Below are 7,951 nucleotides of genomic sequence, written 5' to 3'. Positions count from 1 at the left end.
AACGGACGACACGGTCCTCCCTACCGAACTCACCGCATAGCCTCAAAACGAGATCGCCGAGTGGCCGTCGATACACCACTCCAGCGGACGTGACCGAGGAAGGGGCGTCGTCGGTGCAGGCAGGGAGGCCTTCGAATCTGTACCGATGTGCCAAGAATCCTCGGCAGACAGCTCCCCATACTGCTGAATGTGGTTGGCAAAAGTGCAGGTCAGCGTAGTGCTCCGGAGACACCTAGCGTCTGTGGTCACACCTGCCTGTGACGAGGCTTTTTGGTTGACACAAAAGCGGGATGGTTGGCACTGGGCGGAGCGCTTGGCCTGACGCGCGATCGAGCCGGGACACGATAGGTGGAACCTGGCCACGCAGGGTGGAACCAGGGCCCTTGGTCTCGGGGGAGCTGGGTGTCACTGGCGTCGGGTTGGATGAGCCCGTGACTGTCTATGACGTGGCCCGCCGGCTTCCCGCCGTTGGCCGGACGGCGGCGGGACCTGGGTGGCGGCCCGTGCGGCGGCTGGGCTGAACCGCTCCCTCGGCGGCGTGCGGGATGTCCCCTGCGGGGTCATGATGAGACGGCCCGGCCGCCGCGGGAGCGCCGGGCGGGAAGGGGCAGGTGATGGAGCTGTTCCCGCCGGCGCCGCTGCCGGAGTGGCGGGACACGAAGGAGACGCTGCACCGCTTCGCGCAGATTGTCGGCAAGATCCGCTTGGCCGCGAGCGCCCGGCGCAACCACTGGTGGAACGTCCCGTTCCATGTCACTGGGCGCGGAATCACCACCCGTCCGATGGGTCAGGTCGACGGGAATCCGATCTTCACGGTCGACTTCGACTTCGTCGACCACCGGCTCGCCGTCATGACGCTGGACGGCGAAGAGCGGTCCTTTCCGCTTCCGGGCCAGTCCGTCGCGTCCTTCTACGACCAGACCCTGGCCGCTCTGGCCGCGCTGGGCGTCCGGGTGAACATCGCTGTTCCCAGGCCCTTCGATCTGTCCGACGCCGACCGGCCGTTCGCCGAGGACACCGAGCACGCGACCTACGACCCGGTGGCCGCAAACCGCTACTGGCGGGTGCTGAGCCAGGTGGCGTCCGTGCTGGAGGAGTTCGCGGCGGGCTTCTCGGGAAAAGCCAGCCCGGTGCACCACTTCTGGCACACCTTCGACATCGCCCACAGCCGGTTCTCCGGGCGCCGGGTAGACCAGCCTGGGCAGGCCGACCCCGTCACCCGGGAGGCGTACTCCTCCGAAGTGATCAGCTTCGGCTTCTGGTTCGGCGACGACACCTTTGCCGAGCCCGCGTTCTACTCGTACACCGCCCCTGAGCCCGCCGGCCTGGCCGAAGCGCCGCTCAGCCCGGCGTCCGCGCAGTGGTTCGCGCGCGGCGACAGCCACCTGGCCGTGCTGCGCTACGACGCGGCCCGCGCCGAGGCCGATCCACGTGCCGCCGTGCTCGCCTTCTACGAAAGCGCCTACCAGGCCGGGGCCGGACGCGCCGGATGGGACATCGCGGCGCTTGCGTGCCCCGGCGGAATCACGGACCCGGTCCGTCGCGTCTGACGAATCCGGTCAGCGGTGCGGCGCGGTTCAGTGGTCAGGCTTCGGTACCGGTGTGCGCCAGGATGCCCTTGAGCAGGCCCGTGGACTGGCCGACCTCGATGAGGTAGCCATCCGGGTCGCGCATGTAGCAGCGCAGCTCGGCGCGCCGGTCGATGGGCGGGGTGAGGAACTCGGCTCCCTTGGCGCGGGCTGCCGCGTAGAAGCCGTGGATGTCCGCCACCCGTACGTTCAGGAAGCTGGAGGCGGTGTGGCGGTCCTCCGGCGGGCGCAATGCGACGTCGGGTTTGTCATCCGTGGGCCCGCCGCCGGGGTTCATGATGATCCAGCTGTTGGCGACCTTGATGATGCAGGGGTTCTCCTCCAGCACCACCTGCCCGCCCAGCACATCGGCATAGAACGCCCGCGAGCGAGGGACGTCGCCCACCGTGAGAAAGTGCGTCAGCAGCAGACCCTCGGCCGGTGCGGGAAGGTCGTCGGTTGAGGCGCCGGCGGCGATGAAACCGGACATATGGCCAGCGTAGGGCTGGAGCCACCGCCCGGCATTCCCATCCGGCAGAGCCCTCCGGGTACGGCCCCGTCGGCACAGTGGGCAGCCGAGCACCACCGACGGAGCCCCGGTCGTCATCGGGATGGCGGTGCCGACGGCCGCCACCACCGCCATCCCGGCACTGCCCTCCTTCCACCGCTGCCTCGCCGAGTTCGAGCCGCTGCGGCTGATCACCGGCGGGATCCGCTCGATCCTCTACGACGCCCAGGGCGACGCCGGCCTGACCCGCGCCTGGGTGATGATGGCCGTCGGACTTCGGATGCCGCCCGGCACCCGACATCAGCCGACACCCCTGGTGACCGATCGGTTTTCCTTTCCCCCTGCTGGCCCGTCAGCTGATCCTGGTCTTCGACGGCGACGGTGCCCGTGCGGGGATCGGCGCAGACAGGCTGACAGGGCTCATCGCGCCCACCGTGGCCACCCCTGCTCGACGGGGCAGGCATGTGCTGACGCATCGCTGTTTCGAGCTGCATGGCCAGACGGATACGCGTTGCGACGGGGTGATGCTGCGGCTCCGGCCGCTGAAGCTACTTGGCGTCAGTGCAGGTCCCGAACGTGGGCTGGTGCCAACCAGCGAGCCCGGTCACACTGCCCGGGTGGAGATCACACGGGCAGACGATCCGGGGCTGTTCACGCCCTCCTCCGTGACCTGGCAGATGCACGGCGACCCCATGATGTGGGTCGCCGGGATCCGCGCGCTGTACCTGCAGGCACTGCACCCGCGAGCGGTGCGCGGTGTCATGCAGAACTCCGACTTCCGGCAGGACGCCTGGGGGCGGCTGATGCGCACCGCGAACTTCGTCGGGACGACGACGTACGGGACCACCGAGGCCGCCGAACGCGCCGGCGCCCGGGTGCGGAAGATCCACGCGATGCTGAAGGCGACCGATCCGGAGACGGGGGAGCGGTACGGCGTCGACGAACCCGAACTGCTGCTGTGGGTGCACTGCGCGGAGATCGACTCCTACCTGCACGTGCTGCGCCGCTCCGGCTTCCCCCTCACCGACGCCCACGCCGACCGCTACATCGCCGAGCACCGGGTCAGCGCCCGTCTCGTCGGCCTCGACCCCGCGACCGTGCCCGGCGACAGGGCCACGCTGGCCGCGTACTTCGAAAAGGTACGGCCGCACCTGGCCGCTGGGGCCGAGGCACGCGAGGTGGACGACTTCCTGCTCCGTCCGCCCACGCATCCCCTGCTGGTCCCGGTGCGTGAGGTGCTGTGGCGGCGGGTGGCGCACCTGGCGTACGCCTCGCTGCCGCCGTACGCTCACGAGCTGTACGGCAGAGCGGCCCCCGCGCCCGCCACCGTCACCCGGCGGCTGCGCGCCACCGGCACCCTGCTGCGCGCGATTCCCGCACGTCTGCGCTGGCGACTGCCCCCCAAACACATCCTGCGCGCCATGGCGAGACTCGGACCGGGGGCACGCCCCGCACCGTACAAAGCAGGGCGGTAGCCCCTGCGCCGACGGCGGGCGTCCGGCGGACCCTCGGCCGCCATCGGCACGCCTCTGGCCGCCGTAGATCATCACGTGTTACGAAGAACCATGCCCCCACGCGAGCCATCCCGGACCTACGACGTCGTCATCGTCGGCGGCGGCCACAACGGCCTCGTCGCCGCCGCCTACCTGGCCCGGGCCGGCCGGTCCGTGCTGGTGCTCGAACGGCTGGAGCACACCGGCGGCGCCGCCGTCTCCACCCGCCCGTTCGCCGGGATCGACGCCCGGCTGTCGCGGTACTCCTACCTGGTCAGCCTGCTGCCCAGGAAGATCGTCCGCGACCTCGGCCTGAACTTCCGCGTCCGAGGGCGCACCATCTCCTCGTACACCCCCGCGGAGCGGGCCGGACGGCCCACCGGGCTGCTGGTCGGCGGCGGCGAGCGGCGCACCCGGGAGGCCTTCGTCCGGCTGACCGGCGGCACCCGGGAGTACGAGGCGTGGCAGCGCTTCTACGGCATGACCGGTCAGGTCGCCCAGCGGGTGTTCCCGACGCTCACCGAACCGCTGCCCACCCGCGACGAGCTGCGCCGCCGCATCGACGACGCGACCGCCTGGCGCGCCCTGTTCGAGGAGCCGATCGGCGTCACGATCGAGGAGGAGTTCGGCGACGACCTGGTGCGGGGCGTGGTCCTGACCGACGCGCTCATCGGCACCTTCGCCGACGCCCACGACACCTCCCTGGCCCAGAACCGCTGCTTCCTCTACCACGTCATCGGCGGCGGCACCGGCGCCTGGGACGTCCCCGTCGGCGGCATGGGCGCCCTGACCGACGCCCTGGCCACCGCCGCCCGCCAGGCGGGCGCGGTGCTCGCGACCGGGCACGAGGCGGTACGCGTGGACACCGACGGGCGCTCCGCCGAGGTCGGCTACCGCACGGCCGACGCCGAGGGCACCGTCACCGCCCGGCACGTCCTCGTGGGCGCCTCCCCGCAGGAACTCGCCGCACTGACCGGCGATCCGGCCGCGACACCCGCCGAGGGCGCCCAGCTCAAGGTGAACATGCTGCTCAAGCGGCTGCCTCGGCTGCGGGACACCGCCGTCGACCCGCGCGAGGCCTTCGCCGGCACCTTCCACATCGCCGAGGGCTACGAGCAACTGGCCGACGCCCACGCCCAGGCCGCGTCCGGCGAACTCCCCGCCGCGCCGCCCTCGGAGATCTACTGCCACTCCCTGACCGACCCCACCATCCTCGGCCCCGAGCTGGTCGAGCGCGGCTACCAGACCCTCACCCTCTTCGGCCTGCACACCCCCGCCCGGCTCTTCGCCCGGGACAACGACGCCGTCCGCGAGGAGCTGCTGAAGTCGACCCTCGCCCAGCTCGACGCCCACCTCGCCGAACCTCTCGTCGACTGCCTGGCCACCGACGCGGAAGGCCGCCCCTGCATCGAGGCCAAGACCCCGCTGGACCTGGAACGCGACCTGCGCCTGCCCGGCGGCAACATCTTCCACCGCGCCCTCGCCTGGCCGTACGCCCAGGAGGACACCGGCCGCTGGGGTGTGGAGACCCGGCACGCCAACGTCCTGCTGTGCGGGGCGGGTGCGGTGCGCGGGGGAGGGGTGAGCGGCGTACCCGGGCACAACGCGGCGATGGCGGTGCTGGAGTCCGCCTGAGTCCGCGTGAGGAAAATCTGACGGACTATCAGAAAGAGCCTTCCGTCCTCCGGGGTACTGCGGCATCCTGCGCCCCATGCAGACGGAGCTGAGCAAGAAACTGGGAGTCGAGCACGCCGTCTTCGGCTTCACGCCGTTCCCCGCCGTCGCCGCGGCCATCAGCCGGGCCGGCGGCTTCGGAGTGCTCGGCGCGGTCCGCTACACGGCCCCCGACGACCTCAAACGCGACCTGGACTGGATCGAGGCGCACGTCGGGGGCAGGCCCTACGGGCTCGACGTCGTCATGCCCGCCAAGAAGGTCGAGGGGGTGACCGAGGCCGATGTCGAGGCGATGATCCCGGAAGGGCACCGCCAGTTCGTCAAGGACACCCTCGCCAAGTACGGCGTGCCCGAACTCGCCGAGGGAGAGGCGTCCGGCTGGCGCATCACCGGCTGGATGGAGCAGGTCGCCCGCACCCAGCTCGACGTGGCCTTCGACTACCCGATCAAGCTGCTCGCCAACGCCCTCGGCTCCCCGCCCGCGGACGTCGTCGCCCGCGCCCACGACCGGGACGTGCTGGTGGCCGCGCTCGCCGGCAGCGCCCGGCACGCCCGCAAGCACCAGGAGGCGGGCATCGACATCGTCGTGGCCCAGGGCTACGAGGCGGGCGGCCACACCGGTGAGATCGCCTCCATGGTGCTGACCCCCGAAGTGGTCGAGGCCGTCGACCCGCTGCCCGTGCTGGCCGCGGGCGGCATCGGCAGCGGGCAGCAGGTGGCGGCCGCGCTGGCACTCGGCGCCCAAGGGGTGTGGCTGGGCTCCCTGTGGCTGACCACCACGGAGGCCGACCTCCACTCGCCCGCCCTGACCCGCAAACTGCTCGCCGCGGGCTCCGGCGACACCGTCCGCTCCCGCGCCCTGACCGGGAAGCCCGCACGCCAGCTCCGCACCGAGTGGACCGATGCCTGGGACGACCCGGCGGGCCCCGGCACCCTGCCCATGCCGCTGCAGGGCCTGCTGGTCGCCGAGGCGGTCTCCCGCATCCAGAAGTACGAGGTCGACCCGCTGCTCGGCACCCCCGTCGGCCAGATCGTCGGCCGGATGAACAGCGAACGCAGTGTGCGGGCCGTCTTCGACGACCTCACCCGCGGCTTCGAGCAGGCCGTCGACCGTCTGAACCGCATCGCCGGAAGGAGCGGCCAGTCGTGAGCACACCCCCCACGGGCTTCTGGGCCCAGGCCACCGCCGACCCCGACCGCACGGTCCTCGTCGCCCCCGACGGCGAGGAGTGGACCGCCGGACGACTGCACGCCGCCGCCAACCGTCTCGTCCACGGCCTGCGCGCGGCCGGCCTGGAACGCGGCGACGCCTTCGCGGTCGTCCTGCCCAACGGTGTCGAGTTCCTCACCGCCTATCTGGCCGCCACCCAGGCCGGGTTCTACCTCGTCCCCGTCAACCACCACCTCGTCGGCCCCGAGATCGCCTGGATCGTCTCCGACTCCGGAGCCAAGGTCCTCATAGCCCACGAGCGGTTCGCAGCCCCCGCCCGCCACGCCGCCGACGAGGCGGGCCTGCCTCCCACCCACCGGTACGCGGTCGGCACGGTCGAAGCTTTTCGTCCGTACACCGACCTCCTAGCCGGACAACCGGAGTCGGCGCCCGCCGGCCGCGAGCTCGGCTGGGTCATGAACTACACCTCGGGAACGACCGGACGGCCGCGCGGCATCCGCCGCCCACTGCCCGGCAAGCGGCCCGAGGAGTCGTACCTCGGCGGCTTCCTCGGCATTTTCGGCATCAAGCCGTTCGACGGCAACGTGCACCTGGTCTGCTCGCCGCTCTACCACACCGCCGTCCTGCAGTTCGCGGGCGCCTCCCTGCACATCGGCCACCGCCTGGTGCTGATGGACAAGTGGACGCCCGAGGAGATGCTCCGCCTCATCGACGCGTACGGGTGCACCCACACCCACATGGTCCCGACCCAATTCCACCGGCTGCTCGCCCTCCCCGAGGAGCTACGCGCCCGGTACGACGTCTCCAGCATGCGGCACGCCATCCACGGCGCCGCCCCCTGCCCCGACCACGTCAAACGGGCCATGATCGACTGGTGGGGCCACTGTGTGGAGGAGTACTACGCGGCCAGTGAGGGCGGCGGCGCCTTCGCCACCGCCGAGGACTGGCTGAAGAAGCCCGGCACCGTCGGCAAGGCCTGGCCGATCAGCGAACTGGCCGTCTTCGACGACGACGGCAACCGGCTCCCGCCCGGTGAACTCGGCACGGTGTACATGAAGATGAGCACCGGCGGCTTCGCCTACCACAAGGACGAGGCGAAGACGCGGAAGAACCGCATCGGCGACTTCTTCACCGTCGGCGACCTCGGCTGCCTCGACGAGGACGGCTACCTCTTCCTCCGCGACCGCAAGATCGACATGATCATCTCCGGTGGCGTGAACATCTACCCCGCCGAGATCGAGTCCGTGCTGCTCTCCCACCCCGCCGTCGCCGACGCCGCCGCCTTCGGCATCCCGCACGACGACTGGGGCGAGGAGGTCAAGGCGGTCGTGGAACCGGCCCCCGGCCATGAGCCGGGCCCTGCCCTCGCCGCCGCCCTCCTCGACCACTGCGCGGGGCAACTGGCGGGCTACAAACGCCCGAAGAGCGTCGACTTCATCACCGAGATGCCCCGCGACCCCAACGGCAAGCTGTACAAGCGGCGGCTGCGCGACCCGTACTGGGAGGGCCGGACCCGGCCGGTGTGACCCGCGTCGCG

6 protein-coding genes are annotated in these 7,951 nt (G+C 71.3%); 5 read left to right on the top strand and 1 reads right to left on the bottom strand.

Annotated elements, in window-relative coordinates; genetic code table 11:
* The first annotated feature begins 614 nt into the window (after positions 1-614).
* Entirely contained in the window at positions 615-1,550 is a 936-nt protein-coding gene (locus ACFYZQ_RS34180; protein ID WP_389156400.1) for a DUF5996 family protein, read from the top strand.
* Positions 1,551-1,584: 34 nt separating this feature from the next.
* On the opposite strand, the gene ACFYZQ_RS34175 is transcribed toward ACFYZQ_RS34180, so the two are convergent.
* Positions 1,585-2,058, bottom strand: a complete 474-nt coding sequence (locus ACFYZQ_RS34175) for a VOC family protein (protein WP_389156397.1) — start codon at positions 2,056-2,058, stop codon at positions 1,585-1,587.
* Positions 2,059-2,753: 695 nt separating this feature from the next.
* On the opposite strand from ACFYZQ_RS34175, the gene ACFYZQ_RS34170 reads away from it, so the two are divergent.
* The 4 genes from ACFYZQ_RS34170 to ACFYZQ_RS34155 all read left to right on the top strand — a co-directional run bounded on the left by ACFYZQ_RS34170 (position 2,754) and on the right by ACFYZQ_RS34155 (position 7,940).
* Complete coding sequence (locus ACFYZQ_RS34170; protein WP_389156416.1) at positions 2,754-3,551, top strand: oxygenase MpaB family protein; 798 nt, start codon at positions 2,754-2,756, stop codon at positions 3,549-3,551.
* Between the two features lie 90 nt (positions 3,552-3,641).
* Positions 3,642-5,204, top strand: coding sequence for a phytoene desaturase family protein (locus ACFYZQ_RS34165; protein WP_389156394.1), 1,563 nt, complete (start codon positions 3,642-3,644; stop codon positions 5,202-5,204).
* Between the two features lie 76 nt (positions 5,205-5,280).
* The gene (locus ACFYZQ_RS34160) at positions 5,281-6,393 is read left to right on the top strand and encodes an NAD(P)H-dependent flavin oxidoreductase (protein ID WP_389156391.1); all 1,113 of its coding nucleotides are present in this window, start codon (positions 5,281-5,283) and stop codon (positions 6,391-6,393) included.
* Positions 6,390-7,940, top strand: coding sequence for an acyl-CoA synthetase (locus tag ACFYZQ_RS34155; protein ID WP_389156388.1), 1,551 nt, complete (start codon positions 6,390-6,392; stop codon positions 7,938-7,940). Before ACFYZQ_RS34160 ends, ACFYZQ_RS34155 begins: the two co-directional genes overlap by 4 nt.
* Positions 7,941-7,951: the final 11 nt, after the last annotated feature.

The sequence above is a fragment of the Streptomyces sp. NPDC001843 genome (assembly GCF_042891955.1).
In the GTDB taxonomy this organism is placed as follows: domain Bacteria; phylum Actinomycetota; class Actinomycetes; order Streptomycetales; family Streptomycetaceae; genus Streptomyces.
The sequence above is the reverse complement of the archived record's forward strand: the minus strand, read 5'-3'. Positions and strand labels throughout refer to the sequence as shown.

Bases quoted from the DNA above. Each gene is read 5' to 3' on its own strand.
- ACFYZQ_RS34175 (WP_389156397.1), bottom strand. From the start codon at position 2,058: ATGTCCGGTTTCATCGCCGCCGGCGCCTCAACCGACGACCTTCCCGCA.
- ACFYZQ_RS34160 (WP_389156391.1), top strand. From the start codon at position 5,281: ATGCAGACGGAGCTGAGCAAGAAACTGGGAGTCGAGCACGCCGTCTTC.
- ACFYZQ_RS34180 (WP_389156400.1), top strand. From the start codon at position 615: ATGGAGCTGTTCCCGCCGGCGCCGCTGCCGGAGTGGCGGGACACGAAG.
- ACFYZQ_RS34165 (WP_389156394.1), top strand. From the start codon at position 3,642: ATGCCCCCACGCGAGCCATCCCGGACCTACGACGTCGTCATCGTCGGC.
- ACFYZQ_RS34170 (WP_389156416.1), top strand. From the start codon at position 2,754: ATGCACGGCGACCCCATGATGTGGGTCGCCGGGATCCGCGCGCTGTAC.